The 21901-nt window shown below is 60.0% G+C and carries 14 protein-coding genes and 10 pseudogenes; 15 read left to right on the top strand and 9 right to left on the bottom strand.

Annotated features, from left to right (window positions below; all coding sequences use genetic code 11):
• The first annotated feature begins 251 nt into the window (after positions 1–251).
• Together ACFSQT_RS02320 and ACFSQT_RS02315 are read left to right on the top strand one after the other, a co-directional pair.
• Complete coding sequence (locus tag ACFSQT_RS02320; protein ID WP_127221768.1) at positions 252–638, top strand: hypothetical protein; 387 nt, start codon at positions 252–254, stop codon at positions 636–638.
• 52 nt (positions 639–690) lie between these two features.
• Positions 691–1158: an RES family NAD+ phosphorylase gene (locus tag ACFSQT_RS02315; protein ID WP_379016820.1), complete on the top strand. Its 468-nt coding sequence runs from the start codon at positions 691–693 to the stop codon at positions 1156–1158.
• A gap of 144 nt (positions 1159–1302) precedes the next feature.
• On the opposite strand, the gene ACFSQT_RS02310 is transcribed toward ACFSQT_RS02315, so the two are convergent.
• The gene (locus ACFSQT_RS02310; RefSeq protein WP_465264321.1) at positions 1303–2349 is read right to left on the bottom strand and encodes an IS1595 family transposase; all 1047 of its coding nucleotides are present in this window, start codon (positions 2347–2349) and stop codon (positions 1303–1305) included.
• Positions 2350–2514: 165 nt separating this feature from the next.
• Positions 2515–3960 (bottom strand): annotated as a pseudogene (locus ACFSQT_RS02305) (Tn3 family transposase); the annotation flags it as partial.
• On the opposite strand from ACFSQT_RS02305, the pseudogene ACFSQT_RS02300 reads away from it, so the two are divergent.
• From ACFSQT_RS02300 to ACFSQT_RS02255, 10 genes and pseudogenes are all read left to right on the top strand, one after another.
• Positions 3960–5057, top strand: a pseudogene (locus ACFSQT_RS02300) (NAD-dependent succinate-semialdehyde dehydrogenase); the annotation flags it as partial. The pseudogenes ACFSQT_RS02305 and ACFSQT_RS02300 overlap by 1 nt on opposite strands.
• Before the next feature lie 32 nt (positions 5058–5089).
• Positions 5090–6469 (top strand): aspartate aminotransferase family protein, encoded by a 1380-nt coding sequence (locus tag ACFSQT_RS02295; RefSeq protein ID WP_379016818.1) that lies wholly within the window; start codon positions 5090–5092, stop codon positions 6467–6469.
• A gap of 8 nt (positions 6470–6477) precedes the next feature.
• The gene (locus tag ACFSQT_RS02290) at positions 6478–6627 is read left to right on the top strand and encodes a hypothetical protein (protein ID WP_379016893.1); all 150 of its coding nucleotides are present in this window, start codon (positions 6478–6480) and stop codon (positions 6625–6627) included.
• Positions 6628–6635: 8 nt separating this feature from the next.
• Positions 6636–7580, top strand: coding sequence for an NAD(P)-dependent oxidoreductase (locus ACFSQT_RS02285; RefSeq protein WP_379016816.1), 945 nt, complete (start codon positions 6636–6638; stop codon positions 7578–7580).
• Positions 7477–7878, top strand: a pseudogene (locus tag ACFSQT_RS02280) (transposase); the annotation flags it as partial. The gene ACFSQT_RS02285 and the pseudogene ACFSQT_RS02280, both read left to right, overlap by 104 nt.
• Positions 7879–7991: 113 nt before the next feature.
• Positions 7992–9032 carry an IS110 family RNA-guided transposase gene (locus tag ACFSQT_RS02275; protein WP_379016815.1) on the top strand — a complete coding sequence of 347 codons (1041 nt, stop codon included), beginning with the start codon at positions 7992–7994 and terminating at the stop codon, positions 9030–9032.
• 299 nt (positions 9033–9331) lie between these two features.
• Positions 9332–9619, top strand: a pseudogene (locus tag ACFSQT_RS02270) (transposase); the annotation flags it as partial.
• Positions 9620–10056: 437 nt separating this feature from the next.
• Positions 10057–11772 (top strand): recombinase family protein, encoded by a 1716-nt coding sequence (locus tag ACFSQT_RS02265; RefSeq protein ID WP_379016813.1) that lies wholly within the window; start codon positions 10057–10059, stop codon positions 11770–11772.
• Positions 11714–11851 (top strand): annotated as a pseudogene (locus ACFSQT_RS02260) (IS5/IS1182 family transposase); the annotation flags it as partial. The gene ACFSQT_RS02265 and the pseudogene ACFSQT_RS02260, both read left to right, overlap by 59 nt.
• Before the next feature lie 110 nt (positions 11852–11961).
• Positions 11962–12504: pseudogene (locus tag ACFSQT_RS02255) on the top strand (transposase); the annotation flags it as partial.
• A gap of 67 nt (positions 12505–12571) precedes the next feature.
• Here ACFSQT_RS02255 and ACFSQT_RS02250 read toward each other — a convergent pair.
• The 4 genes from ACFSQT_RS02250 to ectA form a co-directional block, all read right to left on the bottom strand.
• A complete protein-coding gene (locus tag ACFSQT_RS02250) occupies positions 12572–14065 on the bottom strand; it encodes an aspartate kinase (protein WP_379016811.1) in 1494 nt (497 codons plus the stop codon).
• Between the two features lie 314 nt (positions 14066–14379).
• Entirely contained in the window at positions 14380–14772 is a 393-nt protein-coding gene (locus ACFSQT_RS02245; protein WP_379016810.1) for an ectoine synthase, read from the bottom strand.
• A gap of 10 nt (positions 14773–14782) precedes the next feature.
• Positions 14783–16090 carry a diaminobutyrate--2-oxoglutarate transaminase gene (ectB, locus tag ACFSQT_RS02240; protein ID WP_379016809.1) on the bottom strand — a complete coding sequence of 436 codons (1308 nt, stop codon included), beginning with the start codon at positions 16088–16090 and terminating at the stop codon, positions 14783–14785.
• Positions 16091–16173: 83 nt separating this feature from the next.
• Positions 16174–16677 carry a diaminobutyrate acetyltransferase gene (gene ectA / locus ACFSQT_RS02235; protein WP_379016808.1) on the bottom strand — a complete coding sequence of 168 codons (504 nt, stop codon included), beginning with the start codon at positions 16675–16677 and terminating at the stop codon, positions 16174–16176.
• Positions 16678–16944: 267 nt separating this feature from the next.
• Here ectA and ACFSQT_RS02230 point away from each other — a divergent pair.
• A pseudogene (locus tag ACFSQT_RS02230) lies at positions 16945–17100 on the top strand (IS5/IS1182 family transposase); the annotation flags it as partial.
• 23 nt (positions 17101–17123) lie between these two features.
• Here ACFSQT_RS02230 and ACFSQT_RS02225 read toward each other — a convergent pair.
• A pseudogene (locus ACFSQT_RS02225) lies at positions 17124–17555 on the bottom strand (ISKra4 family transposase); the annotation flags it as partial.
• A 59-nt stretch (positions 17556–17614) separates the two neighbouring features.
• Positions 17615–19438 carry a group II intron reverse transcriptase/maturase gene (ltrA, locus tag ACFSQT_RS02220; protein ID WP_379016668.1) on the bottom strand — a complete coding sequence of 608 codons (1824 nt, stop codon included), beginning with the start codon at positions 19436–19438 and terminating at the stop codon, positions 17615–17617.
• A 112-nt stretch (positions 19439–19550) separates the two neighbouring features.
• On the opposite strand from ltrA, the pseudogene tnpA reads away from it, so the two are divergent.
• Positions 19551–19829 (top strand): annotated as a pseudogene (gene tnpA / locus ACFSQT_RS02215) (IS66-like element accessory protein TnpA); the annotation flags it as partial.
• Positions 19830–19854: 25 nt separating this feature from the next.
• Positions 19855–20016: pseudogene (locus ACFSQT_RS02210) on the top strand (IS6 family transposase); the annotation flags it as partial.
• A 642-nt stretch (positions 20017–20658) separates the two neighbouring features.
• On the opposite strand, the gene ACFSQT_RS02205 reads toward ACFSQT_RS02210, so the two are convergent.
• On the bottom strand, positions 20659–21396 hold the full coding sequence (locus ACFSQT_RS02205; RefSeq protein WP_379016807.1) for a helix-turn-helix transcriptional regulator: 738 nt from the start codon (positions 21394–21396) through the stop codon (positions 20659–20661).
• Positions 21397–21901 lie beyond the last annotated feature (505 nt).

The following is a 21901-nucleotide window of genomic DNA, read 5'->3' as shown; positions in this document are numbered from 1 at the left end:
GGATACCGCAGGTTTTCTGCGGCGACTTGGCTTCCTCCTGCACTTCGACAAATTCGAAAGTGAGTGTCTGCTTTCGCGGGCTCCATCTCGGAGCCTCAATGCCCGATTGGCGCGCATTGCTGCCGTCAGCCGGAAACCGCTACCAGGATGAGGAAGGACAAACAGGTCGCCGGAAGGCGCCAAGCCACTGTTCACTTGCTATGCGTTGGAATGTGCATATATTGTGCCTATGAGGAGGTCGGAGATTTGTCATGACCCACGCACAGCTCGCACAATCGAAAGTGGTCTCAGGGTTTGTCGACAGCCTTCAGGAGCCGCGTACGCCTTATATCTCGCCAAAGCGCCTGTCGCAGGCGCTTGGCGTGAAGGTGGCCAATCTGGCACAGTTGACCGGGGTTCATCGCAACACGCTCCGCAATCCCTCATCGGAACGCCTGCAGGGTCGGATGCGCGAGATGGTGAAAGTGATCTCGGCGGCGACGGAACTCACCGGCAATGTTGACAAGGCGATCTACTGGTATCGCAACGAGCCCATCGCGGACTATGGCCACCGCACGGCGGCCGAACTCGTCGCGGACGGCCAAGTCGAAGCAGTCCTGGCCTTCATCCGGGATCTCGAGAACGGGGCGCGCGGGTGAAGGTCACCCGCGTCGGGCCGGACGAGATCTTCCATCGCTATCTGACACCCAAATGGCTTTCCTGCCCACCAGTGGCGCGGGAGCAGCGATCGACGGCGGACGTTTCAACCGGCCAGGCGTCGAAGCGCTCTATCTGTCCCGTTCGACGCAGACGGCTCTTGACGAATACAAGCAGGGCGCCAGCATCGTCCCGCCGGCAACGCTTGCCGCCTACAAGATCACGCTCGGCGAGGTGGCCGACCTTTCGCAAGGGTTCGACCCAAACGTCTGGGACGGCGCCTGGCAGGAATGGGATTGTGCCTGGCGCCAGGCCGCTCGCATTGACAAGAAGATCCCGCCATCGTGGAAGCTCGCGGACCTGATCATCACTGCCGGGCTTCGCGGCATCCTGTTCCCGTCGCTGCGTCACGCCGGCGGCACCAATCTGGTGATCTTTCCGGCCAATCTTGTCGACGGCGATCATGTCGCGGTTCACGATCCCGATCACCGGCTGCCGCACGACCAGTCGTCCTGCTCCTGAGTCATCAACTGTCTCTGTGGTCGCAACGCGACAACGCCCGCTCACGACACCTGGGCCTCAACGACATCGTCGTCGCCCTCCCTGTTAGCCAAACCGGCTGGAATATGGGGAACAAGAACTGTTCCCAGCGACACGCCGCCTTTATCAACCAAAGACAGCTACTGCTGATTTGATGGTGATTCCGCCATCCGGGCTTCGGCGCATCTGACGCCCGGTAGCGAATCGGAAGACCTGCATCAATTGCAGCGCTGGCGACACACGTGACCAAAGAGTTCGCACGACCTGGCGGCCACGCCGTGTCTTCCTGACCGCCTGACCGGTAACGATGCGCTGGGACCAGCGGAAACCCATCTCGTGGAAATAGAGGTCGGCATGCTGTGGACTGATGTGATGAAACACTCCCGCGATAGTGCGGCGGATCCGGGAATTGAAGCCTTCCACCGAATTGACGTGAACCGCGTCGCGAACATATTCGCGGCTGGAGTGATTGACCGTCTCGTGGTCTGTAAAGCCCTCGCCGATCGCCATGAATGCTTTCGCTTCATCGCTCATCAAACGGGCCTCCGGCGAGACCTGCGTTTCGATCGCACGTTCTGCCGCTCGCAATGAGAGACCGGTGACGACCGCGGCGCGCGCATCGCCAGCAAGCGTGCCGGGAACCCTGTCCGCGGGCCGCTGCACCATGCCGAGAACCGTTGTTTTCTCCGTGTTTGCCTGACCTTTGCGGCCACGTCCCGGCGGCGGCTCGTCGGGCCGCTTCCTTGGCCTGCCGTCGAGATGGAAGTGGTCGATCTCCACCGTGCCGGCCAACATGTTTTCCCGCGCCACCATGAGACGCAACGCGTGGCCTATTCGCCAGGCGGTCGGTTGGCTCACCCCAAGAGTTTCCGCCAGCCGCACCGAGGACAGGCCCTTGTCCGATTGCAGCAGCAACCACATCGCCTTCAGCCATGTGCGCAGCGGCAACTTTGTGGAATGCAGAGGCGTGTGCGTCGTCACCGTGAACTGGAACCGGCAATCGCCGCTCGAGCATTGATACAGTCCAGGCCGGGCGCGGCGTTTTCCCATGTCCCGGCCGGCTATGGCGATCGAACGCTTGTAGCCACAGGCCGAGCAGACCCGACCATCCGGCCATACCATGCCCTCCAATAACCGCCGGCAATGGTCCTCATCGCTGAAGGCTGCGACCATGTCCTCGACAGTGCGGATGCCAGATAGCAATTCGATCAATGTCTCAGGCATTTGCGTCTCCTTAGCTCATGCGAAAGTTTCGCACGAAAAGGCAATGATCTCAACACAAATGCTGTCTTTGGTTGATAAAGGCGCGACACGCTAAGGCCGAACGGAGCATGAACGTCATGCAGCGTGACGTAGCCGAGCCGAAAGTCTGAGCGACCGGAAGCCTTCAGGCATCTGATGTTCTGCATCCCAGGTGTAGATGCCGGTCAGATTGATGTGTTCCCAACTCAGCGGCGATACGTGCTTGAGCAGGTGATCCGGAATCTCGCGATGCATTTTGCGTAAGTGGGTGACGGCCCGTTCGATATAGACCGTGTTCCAATGGACGATCGCACTGACGACGAGGTTGAGGCCCGATGCGCGGAATGCTTGACTTTCGAACGACCGGTCGCGGATTTCGCCACGCTCGTGGAAGAAGACGGCGCGTTTGAGTTTGTGCGCTGCCTCGCCCTTGTTGAGACCGGCTTGGCAGCGCCGACGCAATGTCGAGCTCGAGTACCACTCGATCATGAACAGCGACCGCTCGATGCGGCCGAGTTCCCGAAGAGCCTTGGCCAGTTGGCTTTCCTTCGGTGCTGCCGAGAGCTTCTTCAAGATCGTCGAGGGTACAACGGCACGGGTGGTGATCGACGCCGCCAGATGAAGCAGATCATCCCAGTGTTCGAGGATCAGGGTGGTGTTGATCGGCGCCCCGATGTGGTTCGACAGCGCCGGATATGCATCGCTTTTCTGGAACGTGTGGAACTTCCGATCTTTGAGATTGCGCAGTCGCGGTGCGAACCGTTTGCCGATCAGAACGAACAGCCCAAAGACGTGATCACTCGCGCCGCCCGTATCGGTAAAGTGTTCCTGGATGTCGAGGATTGTGTCCTGATCGAATAGCCCATCGAGCACATAGGCCGCCTCGCTTTCGGTCGGACTGATGGGCAGAATGCTGAAGTAGCCATACTGATCGGAAAGGTGGCTGTAGAATTTCGATCCGGGTTCGCTGCCGTAATGCAAATTGATGTCGCCGCGCTTTGCGGCTCGGTCGCTCGTGCGGAAGAATTGGCCGTCGGACGACGAGGTTGTTCCGTTGCCCCAAAGTCGAGAATGCGGATGCCGGGTGTGTGCATCGGTGATACATGCTTGCGCCGCGCGATAGGTCTCCGATCGAGCGTGGAACGTGCGCATCCAGCCGATCTGGTGAGCGCTGATCCCTTTGGCTGCGCTCGCCATTCGCTTCGGACCGAGGTTGGTAGCATCGGCCAGCACGCCGGCCAGCATGGCCGAGACATTTCTTGGGACGTCGCCGGTGCGAACATGCGTGAAGAAATCCGCAAAGCCGGTCCATTCATGCACCTCCCTCAGGAGGTCCGGCACCTCGACCAACGGATACATGTCGCTGATCTCGGCGTTCAGTTCCTCGGCGCCCGCCGGAACCTCGCCAGCCGTTGGCGTCACGATCAACGTCCCGGCCTCAAGACGAACACCTTCGAGCTTTCCGGACCGTGCTCTGTGCGCGAGGCGCTTCAGGTTGAAGTCGAGCATCTGACGCGCATCGGCAAGCCATTGCGCGCCGTCACGCCGAAGAAGCCAAACGCCTCAATGCCGAAAGCGTCACCAGCCACCTGCCCGGGGCCGAGATGATGGTGCGGCGCGAACCGATCGGCGTCGTCGGCATCGTCACGCCATGGAACTTTCCGTCGGCGATGTTGACCCGCAAGGCGGCGGCAGCACTCGCCGCCGGCTGCACCATTGTCGCGCATCCGTCCTCGGAAACGCCGCTGTCCGCGCTGGCGCTGGCCGAGCTTGGCGAGCGCGCCGGGCTGCCCGCCGGCGTCTTCAACGTCGTTACCGGAAAGGCTTCCATCATTGTCGGTCGGATGTGCGAGGACCCGCGCGTTCGCGCCATGAGCTTCACCGGCTCGACAGAAATCGGCAGGCTGATCGCCGCACAGAGCGCGCCGACGATGAAGCGGCTGGTGATGGAGCTTGGCGGCCACGCGCCGCTGATCGTCTTCGACGACGCCGATATCGAAAAGGCAGTGACGATCGCGCTCGACGCCAAATTCGCCACCTCGGGCCAGGACTGCCTCGCCGCCAACCGCATCTATGTGCAGCGCTCGCTTTACGACCGTTTCTGCGCCGCCTTTGCGCGGCGCATCGAGACGCTGCGAACCGGCAATGGGCTTGCCGATGAGACCGAAATCGGACCGCTGATGCATGAGCGCGCCATCAAGAAGGTCGAGGAACAGGTGGCCGATGCGCTCGCCCGCGGCGCGCGCTGCCTTGCCGGCGGCAAGCTTCACGCGGCGGGATCGCTGTTCTACCAGCCGACGCTGCTGGTAGATGTCGCCGACGAAGCGCTGATCATGCGCGAAGAGACCTTTGGCCCCGTCGCCGCCGTCACGCCGTTCGACAGCGAGGCCGAGGTGATTGCCCGCGCCAACGCCACCGAATATGGCCTGGTCGCCTATGTCGTGACCGAGAACGGCGCCCGCCAGCAGCGCATGGGCCGCGCACTCGACTACGGCATGGTCGCGATCAACCGCGTCAAGATCACGGGTGCGCCAATCCCGTTCGGCGGCGTCAAGCAATCCGGCATCGGCCGCGAAGGATCGCGCCACGGGCTCGAAGCCTTCACCGATCTCAAATATCTCTGCCTGGACGTCGCATAGGTTCGTCCGCCCTTTCCTCAAGGAGTCAAAAAATGCTCGACCAATCCAACGAACTCGCCGCCTGGGATCGCGACCACTTCTTCCATCCCTCGACGCATATGGGCACGCACGCGCGCGGTGAGAGCCCGACCCGCATCATGGCCGGCGGCGAGGGCGTCACCGTCTGGGACAACAATGGCAGGAAGAGCATCGATGCCTTTGCCGGCCTCTATTGCGTCAATGTCGGTTATGGCCGCCAGAAGATATCAGATGCCATCGCCGCCCAGGCCAAGAACCTCGCCTATTACCACGCCTATGTCGGCCACGGCACCGAGGCCTCGATCACGCTGGCCAAGATGATCATCGACCGCGCACCGAAAGGGATGAGCCGCGTCTATTTCGGCCTCTCCGGTTCGGATGCCAACGAAACCAACATCAAGCTGATCTGGTATTACAACAACGTACTGGGCCGGCCGGAGAAGAAGAAGATCATCTCGCGCTGGCGCGGCTATCACGGCTCCGGCGTGATGACCGGATCGCTGACCGGGCTCGATCTCTTCCACAACGCTTTCGACCTGCCGCGCGCGCCGATCCTGCACACCGAGGCGCCCTATTACTTCCGCCGCGCCGACCGCTCGATGAGCGAGGAGCAGTTCTCGCAACACTGCGCCGACAGACTCGAGGAAATGATCCTTGCCGAAGGGCCGGAGACGATTGCCGCCTTCATCGGCGAGCCGATCCTCGGCACAGGCGGGATCGTGCCGCCGCCGGCCGGCTACTGGGAAAAAATCCAGGGCGTGCTGAAGAAGTACGACGTGCTGCTGGTCGCCGACGAGGTGGTGACTGGCTTCGGCCGTCTCGGCACCATGTTCGGCTCCGACCATTACGGCATCAAGCCGGACCTGATCACCATCGCCAAGGGCCTGACCTCGGCCTATGCACCGCTATCGGGCGTCATCGTTGCCGACAAGGTCTGGCAGGTGCTGGTGCAGGGCTCCGACAAGCTCGGCTCGCTCGGCCACGGCTGGACCTATTCGGCGCACCCGATCTGCGTTGCTGCCGGTGTCGCCAACCTCGAACTGATCGACGAGATGGACCTTGTGACAAACGCCCGTGAGACCGGCGCCTATTTCCGAGCCGAACTGGCCAAGGCCGTCGGCGGTCACAAAAATGTCGGTGACGTCCGTGGCGACGGCATGCTGGCGGCGGTCGAATTCGTCGTCGACCGGGATGATCGTGTGTTCTTCGACGCCTCGCAAAAGATCGGACCGCAGGTCTCGGCCGCTCTCGCGGAGCGCGGCGTCATCGGCCGCGCGATGCCGCAAGGCGATATCCTCGGCTTCGCGCCGCCGCTTTGCCTGACCCGCGAAGAGGCCGACATCGTCGTGGCGAATACGGCGGATGCGGTGAAGAGCGTATTTGCCAATCTTTGAACAGTCCGATGAACGCCACGACCAAACGCGGCGTCAAACAGTCTGGTCTTGGACGCGAGGGATCAAGCTGCGGCATCGACGAACATCTGGAATCCAAGGCGCTGCAAATCGGCGGCTTGGATTCGGCGGCCGACCAATTACCAAGCGCGGCCGAGTAGGAGGAAACATGCGCGTTGTCTTCGTTGACTGCACGCCCGAACTGCGTGACCTCATGGTCAGGCGCAACCTCGCGATACCGGACAACATCCGCGTCTTCGACAAAAATCCGTCGAATGACGATCTGATAGACTTGACCGGCGACGCAGAGATCGTGTTGGTCGAGCACACGGTGATACCGAACCAGATTCTACGTTCATCAGCGGCTCTGAAAGCTATCGTTTTTATGGGCACGGGCGCCGGTACCTATGTCGATCTGGAAGAAGCGGAGCGGCTTGGCATTCATGTTCGTGCGACACCCGGCTACGGCAACAAGGCAGTCGCCGAACATGCCATGGCGTTGATGTTTACCGCGGCCCGCGACATCGTGCGCATGGATCGCGACCTTCGCGACAATATTTGGGATCCGCGCAAGGGCCGGCAACTTTCCGGATCGAAGGTGGGTGTTATCGGTCTTGGCGAGGTTGGCGGGACTTTCGCGTCGATGGCGCTCGCGCTGGGCATGAAGGTGGTTGGGTGGAATCGCTCTTCGCGCGACCTCCCATATTTCGACCCACACATCGAGAATGCGTTCTGGGATGCCGACTTCATCTCCCTTCATCTTGGACTGAACGAGCACACGCGGGGCATCGTTGACGAGCGTCTCCTCGGCATGGCTAAACCCGGCTTCATTTTCGTCAATACAGCGCGCGCCGAACTCGTTACCGAGCACCTTATGCTCGAGGCGCTTTATTCAGGTCAGATAGGTTATGCGGCGCTGGACGTATATCCAACGGAGCCCCTTCCATATGATAGCCCGCTTTTGACCGCTCCAAATGTCACTCTGGCAGCGCACGCGGCTTATAGGACAGATCAGGCCTACGAAGAACTATGGCGGCTTACAATGGTACAGCTCGAGGTTCACTCGGCGACACTATCGCCGCGACGGGCTTCGATATGCAAGCGATCTGACTGACGCGGAATGGGCGTTGTTGGAGCCCTTCATGCCGGCGCCATCGCCGATCGGGCGGCCGCGCGAAACAGATTTGCGATCGGTGGTGAACGCGATCCTCTACATGGCCTCGACCGGCTGCCAATGGCGGCAATTGCCCAGGGAGTTTCCGCCATATTCGACTGTGCAGGGCTATTTCTACGAATGGTCGCGCACTGGAACATTCGCCGCGATCAGCCACGCGCTGGTCATGGCGGCGCGTGAAAAGGCCGGGCGCGGGGCGAGCCCCACGGCGGGCGTCATCGACAGATGGGGTATTCGGCTTGAGCCTCATCTTTTGGCGGTGATGCCATTAAGGTGCTGCGCTTCGAGCTGATGATAAAACGTGGTCGGTTCCCTGGAACAGCCACAAGCATCAGGAAGGAGAAGCGCAGCATGAACCATTATGCAGGATTGGACGTCTCGGTGAAAGAGACCGCAATTTGCATCGTCGAGGAAACAGGCACGGTGTGCCGCGAGGTGAAGGTGCCGAGCCATCCCGAGGATCTTGCGCGGGTGCTGAAGGATCCCGCCTGGCGGTTGGAACGCGTGGGGCTTGAAGCCGGACCGTTGTCGCAATGGCTGTTCGAGGGTCTTGCCAAAGCCGGCTTGCCAGTGGTTTGCATTGAGACGCGTCACGTCAAAGCATTCCTGAAGGCGCAGCCGAACAAGACCGACCGCAATGATGCGCGCGGGATCGCGCAGATGATGCGGGTCAATCTGTTCCGCCCGGTGCATGTCAAGACCCTGACGAGCCAGAAGCGTCGGGCGCTGCTGACGGCGCGCAAGCTCTTAAAGGAAAAGGCGATTGCCATCGAGAACGACATCCGCGGGCTGTTGCGCAACTTCGGGCTCAAGGTTGGCAAGGTCGGTGCGGTCAAGTTTGAGGAGCAGATCCGCGATCTCACCGAAGGCATGCCCGAGCTGGCCGAGATCGTCGAACCGCTGCTCGACGCGCGCCGCAATTTGCGTCAGAATTTTGCCGTCCTGCACCTCAAGCTTCTGGCGATCGTCCGGGATGATGAGGTTTGCCGTCGGCTGATGTCGATCCCTGGTGTCGGCCCCGTCGTGTCGCTGGCCTACACCGCGACGATCGATATCCCGGCTCGCTTCCGCAACTCCAAGGCGGTCGGTCCGATTTTGGGCCTGACGCCGGCGCTCCATGAATCGGGCGAAAGCCGCCGGGTGGGCGGGATCTCGTTATGCGGCGACGGCATGATGCGAACGTTGCTCTACGAGGCCGCGCAGACCCTGCTGACGCGGGTGACGAAATGGTCCTGGCTGAAGGCCTGGGCGATGGGCGTCGCCAAGCGGCGCGGCCAGGGGAAAGCCATCGTGGCGCTCGCCCGCCGGCTGGCGGTGATCATGCATCGCATCTGGAGCGACGGCACACAGTTCCGCTGGACCAGGACGGAAATCATGCCGGTCGCGGGCTGAAAAATTGATAAACATCGCCCCCCCCGATAGACGGGGACGACACCAGTTTCCACCTACCGGTGGAAAGATGTCCTTCGCGGGACGAGGATGAGGTGAGTTCGCCGACTGGCTTGCCTGGATTGCCCATCATCGGCAATCAAGGCGCTCGACAGATTGTTCCACCCCATTCTTCTTTATCCCCATAAAGGGTAGGGCCAGCGCGCCAATCCCGGAGAGAAGCAAGGCCCGCGAAAGACGTCCAATGCCGGTGAAGTGGAAAAGAGCTAGAAGGCGCTTGACTTCAAACCGCCGAATAGAGAAGTCAGTCGGTGAAAACCACGGAGAGAGGCGGCCCGCGCGGTTACGACGCCGGAAAGAAGATCAAGGGACGCAAGCGCCACATCGTGACGGACACGTACGGAAATTTGGTGGGCCTCGTCGTCCATAGCGCCGATGTTCAGGATCGCGATGGCGGACCGCTCGTGCTTGCCTCGATCCGTCGGCTCTATCCATGGCTGCGCCATGTCTTCGCCAACGGCGGTTATGCCGGCGACAAGTTGCGCGGCGCGCTGGCGAGGATAGGACGATGGTCGCTCGAAATCATCAAGTGATCCGATCACGCAAAGGGCTTCGAGGTTCTGCCCCGTCGATGGGTCGTGGTCCGCTGTACAATGTTGCCAAGTTTGGTTTCGAGTGGTCGGTGCGCATTGAGCGTCCACGCCGTATGCGGTCGCTTGTTGAGGTTCGCCGCGGTTGGGATGCGAGTCGATTTGTCGCGGCCGAATCAGAGCCAACTGGGGATTTAATGCGCCATCGACGGCCGAGCTGCGAGCCGGCCGATGGAGGCGCACATGGTCCGGCGCAAGGATCGCCCTGTGCTGCGCATGCAGGTGTCGTTCGAAGCGACAAGAACCGGCCCCCAACATCTGCTCGAGGCCTACGCCCATCTTGTGCCGACGATACGGCGCACGAAGCAACGGCAGAAGCGTCGAGCGGACCCCTCATCGAAGGTGACGAAAGCGATGACGAGATCGGGAGGTGAGCAATGACCGAGACGCAATGTGCGCTCTATGCGCGGGTGTCGAGCGAGGCGCAGGCGCGCGATAACACGATTGCAAGTCAGGTGATTGCGTTGCAGGAACGCATTGCCACCGACGGCTTCATGCTTGAGCCAGGTTACAGCTACGTGGATGACGGCTACAGTGGTTCGACATTGCTTCGACCGGCGCTGGAACGGCTGAGGGATGCGGTTGCCGGTGGCCAAGTCGACCGTCTCTATGTCCACGCCCCCGATCGGCTCGCCCGCCGCTATGCCCATCAGGCGCTGCTGATCGACGAGTTTCGTCGTACCGGTGTGGAGATCGTGTTCCTCAACCGCCCCATTGGTGGCACGGCCGAGGATGATCTATTGCTTCAGGTTCAGGGTGTGATCGCCGAATATGAACGGGCCAAAATCCTCGAGCGGAGCCGGCGTGGTCGCCGTCACGCGGCACGCTCCGGCTCCGTCAGCGCGCTGACGGGTGCTCCCTTCGGCTACCGTTATGTGAGCCGCGACCAGAGTGGCGGCCTGGCACGCTTTGAGGTCGTGGAGGAGGAGGCACACATTGTTCGACTGATTTTCGCATGGGTCGGCCTGGATCGCATGAGCTTGCGAGGGGTATGCCGCCGGCTCGAGCAGATCGGCTGCCGGACGCGGACAGGAACGACGCATTGGTACGCCTCCACGATCCGCGGCATGCTCGCCAATCCCGCCTATATCGGACGGGCCGCTTTCGGGCGAGCCCGCTACGTGCCGCCACGACCGCGGTTGCGGCCGATCCGCGGCCACTCACAACCCTCGCCGCACGCCACTTCGCGCGTTCCCGTACCGCCTGAAGAGTGGATCGAAATTCCTGTTCCCCCGCTCGTCGATCCGACCGAATTCGAGGCGGTCCATGCTCAGCTTGAGGAGAACCGGAAGCGCAAGCGCCAACGCACGCCGAGCTCGGACTGGCTGCTGCAGGGCCTCGCGGTGTGCCGGCGTTGCGGCTACGCCTATTATGGCAAGCGCGCACCTCGCGCCCGCAAATACGACCCGACGGACACGCTGCGCTACTATCGCTGTATCGGTACGGACGGTTATCGCTTCAGCGGCCACCCCGTTTGCGACAACCCGCAGGTGCGCGGCGATCACCTGGAAGAAGCGGTGTGGGATCAAGTCAAAGGTCTCCTGGAGGATCCGCGCCGCATGGCCGAGGAATACCGTCGCCGCCTCCTTGCGGCCCGTGACGAAGTCCGTGAGCCGGAGGAGATCGCCCGCCTCGAACGACAAATGGCCACCTTGCGTCGCGGCATCGGTCGGCTGATCGACAGCTATGCCGAGGGCATCATCGACAAGGCGGAATTCGAACCGCGGATCGCGGGTCTGAAACAACGCCTTTCTCAGCTTCAGGTGCGGCACCAGGCAGCGGTCGACGTGGCCGAGAACGAACACGAGCTCTCACTCCTGATCAACCGTCTGGAAGATTTCTCAGCCAAGGTGAAAGCAGGGCTCGCCGGCCTTGACAGGATCGGAACGCAGCAGATCATCCGTACCGTGGTCCGCCGGGTCGAAATCGACAACACGCAGGTAGAGATCGTCTTCAGGGTTCCGCCACTCGATGGCTCAGCCGGCCAGAAACCGCCAAGCCGGACAACCAGTTCCACGCAACATTGTGCAGCGGATCGTCGAGCGCACGTTCGCCTGGCTCGGTCGGTGTCGCAGGCTCGCCAAGGATTTTGAGACGACCGTCGAAAGTGCGACTGCCTGGGTCCTCGTCGCGCACATCCGAACCATCACGCGACGGCTCGCAAGGCCTTGATCTCAATCACTTCGTTTCGAGTCCGACTCTTACAGAAGACCGCGCTCGATCACCACCCATAGGATCAGAAACTTCTTGCATCACAGGCGGCAACCACAGAAGAAGCTACCGGTCTCCCCCGCTATTCCGATCTGGCGATCGAAACCGCCTTGACGTTGGGCCTGGTATTCGGGCTGCGTCTCAAGATCATCGCCCGCGCGATGACCGGCCAGGGCACAGGCGATGCCTCGCAGGTGGCCCCGTTGCTCGACCAGATCAGTCGCCCGGTCGGACAGTTCACCGCCGACGGCACCTATGATGGAAAGCCGACCTACGACGCTGTCATCAACCACAGCGCCAGCGCTGTGATCGTTATTCCGCCGCGTGCTAACGCGGTCGAGCGCGCCGACACCGAACCTCCCGGCCAAAGGGATCTGCATATCACAGCAATCGGCAGAGACGGTCGAATGAAATGGCAGGCCACCACCGGCTATGGTAAGCGCGCGCTGGTCGAGATCGCCATCTGGCGATACAAGGCCCTCATCGGGCGGCGCCTGCGGACCCGGTCGTTTCATGCTCAGCAGACGGAAATCGCCATCGGCTGCACAGTCCTCAACCGCATGCTCGAATGCGCACGCCCGAAATCCGTCCGCCGTAATGGAGCCACCGCGTAGACAGCTCCATCAAACACTGGCATCCGTTCAAGTCCCGATCCACGCACCCACGCCAATCATCGGCCATCTACGGGCGAGTCAGCCTTGACGGGTCCGCACCAGCGGAAGGCTGAGCTGCAAGACGAAGCCGTGAACCTTCGATCAGGGCGCCGTGAAGCGCCCTAACTGCGTCATCCAAGCGCAATTCGTCCACTATGAAGATGATATCTACGTTGCGCATTAGCTGATGTACTCCCAGGACCTCTATGCAGGCATCCGCTAACGCTTGCGCAGCAGTGGCCGTTAGGCTCTGGAGATTGAGAGCGCTTCCGATGGCTGAGACAATGCCTACCTTTCTTGTGGCAACGTGAGCCGTTGGAAAGTTTTCCTTCAGCGCCTTGACAACGGGGGCGATTGCCTCTGGCGCCGCGGCGAGGTAATGCGCGATGGTATTTGCATTCGATGCCTTCGTAATCACGCGGACGTCATGACTTTTCAACGTCTTGAGAATGTCTGCATCATAGTCGTTCACACCCACCATATCCGGATCGAAGAACTCTAGGGCATGCACTCCCCTGAGTCCTGCGACGATTTCTGCTCGTGGTGTGTCAGAGACATAGTCGCGAGTGATGACGGTTCCATCGTTCTGAGGATCGAACGTATTCTTGACACGAAGAGGTATATTTGCATGGCGCAACTCCTTGGACGCGGCCGGATGAATCGCTTCCAGTTCGAGGTTAGACAGCTGATCGGCGACATCATAATTGGTGCGGCCGACAGCGCGGACCCGCTCGATGCCGGCAATCTTGGGGTCGGCTGTCGACAGATGGAACTCCTTGTGGATTATTGCCTCCTTGGCGCCTGTGAGCACGGCGATCCGAGCGAATGTGACCTCGGTGTAGCCGCGGCCATAGAGCCGCACTAGGCCACCAGGGCATCGGCTGTAGCCCGTGACGATCGGCAGCTGCTTGCCGAGATCGATCGCGGATAGCGCTGTCCCGATTCGCGCGTCAAGGCTCACTTCTGTTTCGTCGCGCCAGCCCGTCATGTCCACGAAGATCGCCTCCACGCCGAGTGTCCTGAGGAGCAGAACCGTATTGTGAGCACTGTGGGCTTCGCCCTGCGCGGCCAGAATCTCGCGCACGGTATTCAAGGACTCTTCGATCCTGAAGTGGCCATATGAGCAAAGCCGCTGTAGATTCAACAGGCAGCCCCGCACTCCTTCAATGCGGTCGCTCACAAACTCATCGGCTACGCGCCTTTCTGACGAGCCGCCGAAGATTTCCGCATTAAGCCTCCTCATCTCCCGATGGGCCTCCGCGATCGCTTCGACCCAAGCCGATCTTGAACTGGCTCGCGCGAAGAGTGCATAGACGCCGGGCCTGCCGGTCTTCTTGTGTTCGAGAAGCCGGTCCGTTATCCCACTGTAAGCGGATACGACGAATAAGCGGTTGTACAGCGCGCTCCCCTTGCGTCCCCCAACCAAGACGTTCTCGAGTACGGCAACGGCGTTGGAGATCGATGTGCCTCCGATCTTCTCCACGGTGTGGACGCCAAGTTCGCAATTCGGCAAGAGAATCACCTCCAAATTCCTTTCAGCAACGTAGCTTGGCCGGTTAACCGTCCGCGGCACCAGCGGCCATCCATGGGTTTTATTTCGCGCTCAGCCGTTTTGGATGGGCGCTGACACCCATACATTCTTCCCCTTTTCGCGTTGCCAGCAGCAATACCGTACGCGAGCCATCTGGAGATCGTTCGAAATTGCGCGCGTCTCGTACTTTTCAGGTCTGTGGCTGTGCTTGCTACGAGGCCCGCCTGAGTGATGAGCGACGGCGGAGAGACGAAATAGCCGAATACTTCGCTACCGATGCTTATTGAGGTTCCCTGGTGGCCACATCAAATCGCCTCGGAGTCTAGACGATAGGCGCCAGTCTCATCATGCACCTCGCGCCCAGCTAGTGGAGGTACAAAGACGCAGGCCGACACCAATTCGGTCTCGGCACACAGCAGGTTAGCATCATGCTTGTCGAGCGCGTAAATGATGCCCGGTCGCACGACATGGACCGGATCCGCCTGGAGATCCTCGATGGAACTCGTTCCTGAGATACAGTAGACCGCCTCAAGGTGGTTCCGATAATGCATCTTGAGGCGGGCGCCCGGCTGGATTGTGGTGATATGGAAGGAGTAGCCCATCCCATCGTTCTTGAGGAGCAACCGCACGCTTTCCCAGCTCGGCGTCTGGACCCGCCGGGCTGTCAGTTTCTCCTCATTGAAATCCCTGACGATCATGATTTGCCCCTTACGCTGCCGTTTTCACTGTGCCGCCGATTACGCTATCGATAGCGTCCTCGAGGATGTCGAGGCCTTGGTTAAGCCGATCCTCCTCAATGACAAGAGGTGGCAGACACTTTACGACCTCGTCTTTGGGACCAGAGGTCTCGACAATGAGGCCCCTCTGGAAGGCGGTACTAATGACCTGCCCCGCAACTTCGCCAGACTTGAGATCGATGCCTTGCATCATACCACGACCCTTAATTGACACTCGGCTTGGGTCGTACTTCTGCGCGATCTGCTCAAGGCGGCTTTTCAGCAGGTTGCCTTTCTTCCTGACAGACGCGGCCAAGCTGTCTGTCCGCCAGAAGTGCTCTAGGGCTGCCCGGGCGGTGACGAAAGCATGGCAATTACCGCGGAACGTCCCGTTGTGCTCTCCCGGTTCCCACTTGTCGAGTTTTCGATCAATTAGGACGAGGGCCAAAGGCAAGCCGTAGCCCGATATCGATTTCGCCATCGTGACGATGTCCGGACGAAGCCCCGATTTTTCGAAGCTGAAGAATCCATCGGTCCGGCCGACACCCGCCTGAATGTCATCGACGATCAGCAGAGCTCCGTGCCTGCGCGCAATGGCCGCCACCTTTTGCAGCCACTCTGTGCCGGCGACGTTCAGGCCGCCTTCGCCCTGAACTGTCTCGACAATCACCGCCGCCGGGGCGTCCACGCCGCTGGAGGGATCCGAGAGCAGGCGATCAAGGTAGTCGGCGGTGTCTACACTGGATCCAAGATAGCCATCATAGGGTAGCCGTGTGACGCCGCCGAGCAGCTGGCCGGCGGCTGCGCGGTGGTAACGATTGCCGGTGCATGAGAGAGCGCCGAGGCTCACGCCATGAAAGCCGTTGGTGAAAGCTATGATGTTGGAGCGCCCAGTGATTTTGCGGGCTAGCTTGAGGGCAGCCTCGACCGCGTTGGCGCCGGTCGGACCCGGAAACTGTACGACGTAGTCTAGTTGTCGCGGCCTAAGGATCGTCTCATGGAATTCTCGCAGAAAAGACTCCTTGGCTTCGTTATAGAGATCGAGGCCATGCGTGATGCCGTCACTCGCAATGTAATCTGCGAGCGCGGACTTCAGCTCCGGGGGATTGTGCCCATAATTTAAACTCGAGCAGCCCATGAGAAAGTCGAGATAGGCTGTCCCATCGCGCGCAAACAGCTGGGCCCCTCGTGCCGTCGCGAAAACGACGGGAAAACTGCGGGCGTAGCTGCGAACTTCTGACTCGAGATGGTTGAAGATCGCAAATTCCTCCTCGCGATCCGGCGCACTTTGGTCAGTCATCGTTGCCTCCTTATCTAAGTTGGGTAGGGGCGGATCGGCGGGGATGCCTGCAGGGCTGATGGAGCGTACAATGGGGCCGATAGCTATCGTATGCTCGCTCTCCTGCTGTCCTTAAAATGGATGTCTCGGTCGAAGCACAGAGCCTGCCGGATTGGCGCGCGTAGATTCCGCGCCACACCTGCGAAGAACGACATGGACGCCCGGTTGCTGAGCGTGACCGTGGCCTTGATGTGCGTCACGCTCTCGCAACATGGCCTGTTCAGGGCTGAGATGATCAGGCCCTTGCCCACCCCTGCGTTACGGATCTCAGGATGCACGGCAATCTGCCAAATAAAGAGCGTCGAGGGCTCGCTCGGCCGTCGATAAGCCGACATCCACCCAACCACCGCCCCAGCATGCTCAGCGAGCACGCAGGTGTCGGCGAAATCAGTGCAGAGCAGGAGCTCGCAGTACAGGGAGTTGCGGTCCAGTGGCGGGCACTTCGCGATGAGTTCCCACACCTCCGCTGCATGAATCTCGGTCGGTCTTTGGAAACTCACTCGCTGGACGTTGCGTGGCATCGAGAAGCGCTGGCTATCACTAACCATTGGAACCCTCCAGGCGAACACGAGTGCCGCCTCGCGTCGCGTTTCACGAAGAGGACTTGTCAAAAGTCATGCCGATTGCGCCGAGGGTGCCGTAGAAATATTTTCTGAGTTTTGTTCAATGACTTGACCCGGAGTACGGCCGGCAACCAGGGCGAAACAATGTGTCGCGGGTCCGACAAACTCGACAGCAGTTGGACGTTGGTGCGCGGATCATTAATCGCATTGGCGTAGGCGGGCGGGAAGCTCACTAATCGGTCTGTCGCAGCCATGCCTTTCAAACACAATGCCCCCCGCCGCCATCACATCGGCAAGATGAAGTTCAGGGTGACGAACTGGCAAGAGTATGAGGCGGGGCTCTGCCGACGCGGTAGCTTGACCCTGTGGCTGACGCCGGAAGCCCTTGTGTCGTGGCAAGCGCCAAGGGACCATGAGGAATTGTGTGGCAGCTATGCCGCCGCCCGATTGCCGGAGTTTCGGTGATTATCGTTTGCCATGCCCGGATACCACCTTTCGAAGGTCGCCCGCAAAGAGCCGTCGAGGGTCTGCGTTCGGGTTTGCAACAGGAGATGCGCGCCTGTCCGGCTCCATTGCATCTGCTGTTTCTTGGCGAAACGCTTGCTGACGACGGCGTTGACGGTCGCCTCGACGAAGGCGGAGGATATCCGCTCTCCGGACCGGTAGCGTTCGCCGTAGTTGATCAGGCTGGCGTGGTTTGATCCGATATACGACCGGAACTCGCCGATCGCCGTCAGGAGCTTTCTCATGTTGGGATAGTCGGTTTCCGTGGCATCGGCATCGTCGAGCAACCAATCGATCTCCTCGCGAGCCCGGTGCGTGTTGCCGTGCCACAGATACCATTTGATCCGGGATAGCATGTCCGGTCCCGGTAGGGACGATGGTTGCCCATCGCCCCCCGGCCAGATCCGTACGTGCGGCACTACCGCATACGGCTCCTATCGGATGTTGTGACGGTGAACCGAGCATCTGGATGCGGATGCACCAGCCGACATGGTGGCAGGTATTTGCGAAGCAGCCTTTGGAAACGATCCCAAGACAGCCGGTTTCGTTGGCTTCGACGCATCAAAGCGTGTCGCCAAGCGCGACCAACTTCCCAGCGGAACCCTCCCAATCTTCGTAGATTGTCTGGCACCGCATGGTAGTTCAAATACCCCTGTAACACTTGCCGTAGCCACCGACCTACTACTGCCACCGGTTCATGGCGTCGTCGCATTAGCGTTTCCCGAATGGCCGCCAGCGTCGTGCGCATGCGCTTCTTGATCGTCAGACGGACAATCTTGAAGCCCCCATCATTGCGCCGCCTGCCACAGCAATGCGTGAATCCCAGAAAGTCGAAAGTCGTTGGCTTGCGGATACCACGTTCCCGGCATTGTCGCGCAGCATACCGCCCAAAGCGTATTAGCCGCGTCTTTTCCGGGTGTAGTTGCAAGCCGAACTGAGCGAGACGCTCCCGCAATGCTTGCAGGAAGCGCTGCGCCTCTCCTTCGTACTGGAACCCAATCACGCTGTCGTCGGCATAACGTACAATGATCACGTCGCCTTTAGCATCTCGAGTACGCCATTGCTGGACCCATAAATCCAATGCGTAATGCAGGTAGATGTTCGATAGCACGGGGCTAATTACAGAGCCTTGAGGAGTTCCTCGCGTTGATGCCACGCGGCGGCCATCCTCAATCGTGCCCGCTTTCAACCATTTGTGGATCAGACGAATCAGCTTGCGGTCACCAACTCGATGCGACAGGAAACGAACCATCCACTCGTGATCGATTTCATCGTAAAACGAGCGAATATCCGCGTCCAGTATCCAGTTGATCTTCCGTTTGTCGATCCCAACCCACAAGGCGTCCAGCGCGTCATGCTGTCCCCTTCCTTGTCGGAACCCATATGAGAAGCCGAGGAAGTCTTGCTCATAGATCGCGTTCAGAACCGTGGTGACGGCCATCTGCACGACTTTTTCTTCCAGCGCTGCAATGCCGAGGGGACGGAGTCTTCCGTCATTCTTCGGAATGTAGACCCGTCGGGACGGTTGTGCACGATATGCACTGGATTGAATCTCCCGATGTAATTCGTGCACACGCCAGTCGAGCATCTTCTCATAGTCGTACCACGTCACGCCGTCCACACCGCTCGCCGCCTGCTTGCGAAGCGCATGGAAGCTCTCCACCAATAGCGTCGGGGTAATGTGGTGCATCAGCGTCGTGAAACGCAACTTCGGGTCCCGTTTGGCGGCTTCCCGTACGCCCTCGATACCCATCGAAGCGTGTTTGATCCGGCTCTGCGTCCGGCACGCTGGAGTTTCGAAGACGTTCCCTCCGATTACACCCCTTCCCTCCATCGCCTCCGCAGGATCATCTCCCTTGTTCGGCAACTTCTGCGGTACTATGGGTGTATCCGACTTCTCATCAGCGTCGATGACTGGCTTGTGGTCAGCGACCTTCCCAGTCCCGTCCAGTCCATTTGCACTGGACACTGATGAGATCTCGCTGCTTCCGTATGAAAGACTTCCCGGCATGCACAGGGTCTCCGACCGCGCGGGATCGGGGCATGGCTTGCGATTAACGCCATGCACCGTGTTGCCTTCCGCTTCGCTTAACAGCGTCGGCATCCCGAATTGATCATTTCGCGGCTCAATGGCCGGCCTGCCGGTTTCCCCTGTCAACGCTTCGACGCACACCTCGCGATGTGCCCCGCATGACTCGGGGTCAGAGTGATTCGCCACTTCTTCTCCGTATTGAACTTTCATCAACTATCTTTCATCGGCTTTGCAGCCGCACTAAGCGCTAATTTCCTGGCACCTTTTCGCGTTGAGGTCTCTGCCGCATGAAGTGTCCACTTAAAATAGGTGGACACCAAATATGAGTGACGATGATCAGAAACTGCCTGTGCGGCGTGTGGGGCGCGATGGGCGACGCCAGTACGATCCGGGATCAAAGGCGCGGCTTGTTGCGGCCTGCCTTGAGCCTGGTGTGTCGATATCAGGCCTCGCGCTTGCCCATGGGGTCAATGCCAACCTTCTGCGCAAATGGGTCAAGGATGCCAGGGAGGCTTACTCCTCGGCGGTATCTGGCAGCTCGGCGTTTATCCCAGTCATCGCAGCAGACTGTAGCCTGCCTGTCGGGACCTGCTCGCTGGATATGCCGGTCGCGTGTAGTGAAGAACAAGCGCCGAGTCCGGCCGATGCTCGGCTTCAAATCGACGGCCACCGCCTCCGCCATCCTTTCCGGCATCGAAATGATTCACATGATGCGCAAGCGACAGGCGAGGTATGCCTTTAATCCGTATCCGTCCCTGGCCGAGCAGTTCGAAATCCTCGCCGCCTGATTGACCTCGCATCAGGCCTCTCTGTGCCCTCTATTCACCCGTTGCAACAAAACCGCCCTTTCTTCGTGTCCATTGCGCCGGTTGTCGGCGACCCGCAAGCCGGGGTATGCCCGCCAAGGGTTATGCTTATGTTTGGACGGATACTGCCTGTTTTCCTGACGCTGGCCTTACTGTTGGGCAGCGGCTGCGCGCACAGCGATGATGGTACGGTGATTATTCCGAGATCGCTTGATGCCAGGCGATTCTTTGACAAGGAGCCGCTACGCCTGCGGCAGCAACAGATCGAGACCAGCGTGTTTCCGGTTGCGCCACAGGAGCCGGGACGGCTCAAACCGCGCCGTACGGCAAGTCTCAAGACATCAAACAGAGGGGCATCGCCGGCCGCAAGCCCTCCGCTCTCCTCTTCCGAGCCCCACAAGCCACTTGTCTGCAAGAACATCAGCGAGCCCGGCAAGCGGTACCGTGTGGTTTGCGAATAGGACACTTGGTTTGGCCAGCATTCTACCCCTGCGGTGCCTTCCTGATCAGGTTGTCCAGAGCGACGTCTCCCTTCTTTCCCATGATCCAGTCATTCTATCATTTCCAGCTTCACGAAACGGAACGAGTTTTGCCGGCGGCTTCCGCGAAGCGCTTGGCTACCGATCAGAACAGTCTTTGAAAGAAAAGGCCGCGCTCGGCAGCGATCACAACCGCATGGGCCAAGCTTTTGGCACCCAGCTTGGCCCGTGCCAGATCAAGATGAAATCGGACCGTGCGAGGGGATAGCGACAGTATCTCTGCGGTCCGTTTGACCTTCTCTCCCCTCGCGTACCATTTCAGGCACTCGATCTCTCTATCGGAGCAGACCGTCCGATGGAGTCGCCTTCCTTGGATTCGACCGATAGCATTGTGAAATTCGCCGGCGAGATGCTGGAGGTCGCGAACCTCGGATTTGAGGAACGCCTGCCACGCCGCTGCGTTCTCGTTGCTCGTCACGCTCAGAATGCCGCGGCCGCCGTCGACACCCCTAACCGGGAACGTGACGCCATGCTTCCCGACACCATGTTGCCTCGCTTCACCAAAGAACGTGCGCACGGCCTTGTCCGATAGGTCGATCTCCTTCCAATCAACCAATGTCACAGCACGCAGCCCGTAGCGAAGCACGGGATCGATGTCGAAAAAATCCTTCTCGATGTAGCGTTTCACCCACTCAGGCGAATAGGTGGTCACACAGAACGGCTTACTCGGTTCCTCGTAAACCGGCCTGACGGTAAGAAAGGCCGCCGTCTCAAGGCCGTAACTCTCGACAATTGTGTTCAGAAGGTCCGCTGCGTCCGCAGGAGAGGCAACTGCGCGAATACCCTCCGTCATGTCGTGAAAATTTGAGTCAAATTGCGCCATATCCAGCTTGCCTTCTTGCTATCGACGTGCCTCTCCAAGCCAGTCGCGCGGCTATCCAACTAGATGCCGTAATGGGCCGGCCTTCGCGAGCATAGCCAGGTTGGGTGGCTGTTCCTCTCATGATGTTTGGAGCCGATCGCTCGGACTCCGTTTCAACACCTTCATTCTGAGGGACAGCCACCCAACCTGGCTATGCTCGCGAAGGCCGGCCCATTACGGCATCTAGGTTGCTCCTCGCTGGATTCCAGCGTCTCACGACCTGTCAAAAGTGACAGGCAAAACCGCCAGTATACATAGGTTGCAACCCGCATTATTCCAGATTGGATGACCACAACCCGGCGTGGAGAAAACGCCTTGGATACGATTGTACTTTCGTCAAACGATGTGGCTCGGCAGACTAACTCCAGACGTGCCAACCGCCGTGCATCACATCAGCGTTCCGCAACGGACGACCACGAAATTTGCCGTCTCTGCTCGGAGCTAGAACAATTAGACGCTGACCGGG

The sequence above is a fragment of the Mesorhizobium calcicola genome (genome assembly GCF_042682105.1).
GTDB classification, from domain to species: Bacteria; Pseudomonadota; Alphaproteobacteria; order Rhizobiales; family Rhizobiaceae; genus Mesorhizobium; species Mesorhizobium calcicola.
Note: the sequence above shows the minus strand (reverse complement) of the source record. Positions and strands in the feature narration are given on the sequence as shown.